Genomic DNA, 1,972 nt, shown 5'->3' on the forward strand with positions numbered 1-1,972 from the left:
GCCCCGCTGGTGGCGCAGCACGTTTGTTTTCGTGCCACGCCACCAGCGAGGCGATCAGGGATGAGGCGGTGACTGGCAGGGCGACTTCGGGGGCGTCGAGATGGTATGGACGCCTCCCACCTCGCTAACTGTCACTGAGCCGCGCTGACAAAAGGGTGGGACCTCGCGTCAAACGGCATCGAGTGCCAAAGTGGAGTTCTGACCAACCACTGTAGACGGAGGTCCCGCCATGAATGCTACGACTTATGCAGCTGACATTGCCAAGAATGTCCTTCAGGTTCACTGGGTCGACCCGGTGACGGGCGAAGTGGGCCGCAAGAAGCTGTCTCGGGCCAAGTTCGGCGAATTCTTTGCATCGCGCCAACCAGCCCGCATCGCTATGGAGGCCTGCGGTAGCGCCCACCACTGGGGTCGCACTTTGGGGGCCATGGGCCATTCGATCGAGTTGCTTCCAGCAAAACAGGTACGCGCCTTCGTGCGGGGTAACAAGGACGATGCGGCCGATGCCCGCGCCATCTGGCTGGCAGCCCAGCACTGTGATATCCGGCGCGTGCCCGTCAAAACCACCGAGCAACAAGCCGTGCAGTTCTTGCACCGCACCCGCTCGCACTGGATCAGTATCCGAACGGCCACCATCAATGCCTTGCGCTCGATGCTCTATGAGTTCGGCGTGGTGCTGCCACAAGGTAAAAGTCTTGCCTTGAAGGCGCTGGGCGAGCAGCGCGCCAGCATCGACGAATGCCTGCCCTCCATGGTTCAACGCCTAGTCAATGCGCAATTGCAAGCTTTGCGTGATCTGGAACGACAGGTTCAGATGGTTGAAACAGAAATCGAGTTGGTGCAAAAGCACTCGGACACCGCCAAGCGGTTGCGTCAAATTCCCGGCGTCGGCTTGCTCGGTGCCACGGCCCTGGCCGCCATGCTGGGTAAAGACGCCAAAGGCTGGCGCAATGCCCGTGAATTCTCCAGTTGCCTGGGCTTGCCGCCCAAGCACACAGGCACGGGAGGCAAAGTGCGCATGGGCGGCATGAGCAAGCGCGGGGATCCGTATGTACGAACGCTGCTGATCAGCGGCGCTCGCAGTCTGATCAGCCAGAAGAGCCCGCCGCCGTGGATCGCCAAGCTGTTATCACGGCGCCCGCCCAATGTCGTCGCGGTCGCCGTGGCCAACAAGCTTGCCCGAACAGCATGGGCATTGATCGCCAACGCCCGCAACTATGACCAGCAATGGAGGTCTGAAATTCTTTCCAGTTGACGGGGCCGACAACGCCCCAAACCGTGTGTGCGAGTGAGTCGATGAGGTGATGGCAAAACGGTAAGACCGTGGGTCGGAAAAGCTGATGCGCTCCTGGGACTCCCCTTCGGGCAAGTCCATCGTCGAGATGAGCTCCGACCTCGCGAATGACCATCAAGGCCAGCAGCGGGGCTGAACCCGGAACTGCATCAACAGGCCGGATATAAGACTGCAGTTGAACCGCCAGTCAAAACCTCAAAAACTCCTTGCCACTCGGGAGGCGTCCATATAAGGAGCGCAGCCTGGGGCGGAAAAGGATCGTCCGTTGTTTGAGCCGAAGGCGAGTTTCGGACGAGCCCCGCCCCAGGCGAGCACCGCAGAGCAGTCCGCCGCTACGCGGTGGACCGCCACCAGAGGAGCCCTGCCAGCCACCGCCTCATCCCCGCCTCGCGCTCCCAGCCAAAGCCCTCGAACTCAGCCCGCCAGCAAGGTGTCCAGCACCAGACCCACGAACACGCTCAAACCCAGCCAGTGGTTCAGCCGGAAAGCCTTGAAGCAACCATCGCGGTCACGCCGGCGGATCAACCAGCCATGCCACAAGGCCTGCAGCCCCGCCGCCGCCAGGCCCGCGAAATACCAGATGCCACGACCTGCTTCATGGCCCACCATGGCCCAGCAGACAATGCACAGCGCATAAAAGCCCATCACCCCAATGACATCGAAGCGGCCCAGCGTGAT

1 protein-coding gene and 1 pseudogene are annotated in these 1,972 nt (G+C 61.7%); one reads left to right on the forward strand and one right to left on the reverse strand.

All coding sequences use genetic code 11. The features are described from left to right. Window positions 1-229: 229 nt before the first annotated feature. Window positions 230-1,255, forward strand: coding sequence for an IS110 family transposase (locus Q7V20_RS18565; protein WP_304794704.1), 1,026 nt, complete (start codon window positions 230-232; stop codon window positions 1,253-1,255). 453 nt (window positions 1,256-1,708) lie between these two features. On the opposite strand, the pseudogene Q7V20_RS18570 reads toward Q7V20_RS18565, so the two are convergent. Continuing rightward, window positions 1,709-1,972 (reverse strand): annotated as a pseudogene (locus tag Q7V20_RS18570) (4-hydroxybenzoate octaprenyltransferase); the annotation flags it as partial.

It is taken from the genome of Aquabacterium sp. (assembly GCF_030652515.1).
In the GTDB taxonomy this organism is placed as follows: Bacteria; Pseudomonadota; Gammaproteobacteria; order Burkholderiales; family Burkholderiaceae_C; genus Aquabacterium.

Excerpts from the sequence above, each read along its gene's own strand:
- Q7V20_RS18565 (WP_304794704.1), top strand. The coding sequence starts at position 230 with ATGAATGCTACGACTTATGCAGCTGACATTGCCAAGAATGTCCTTCAG.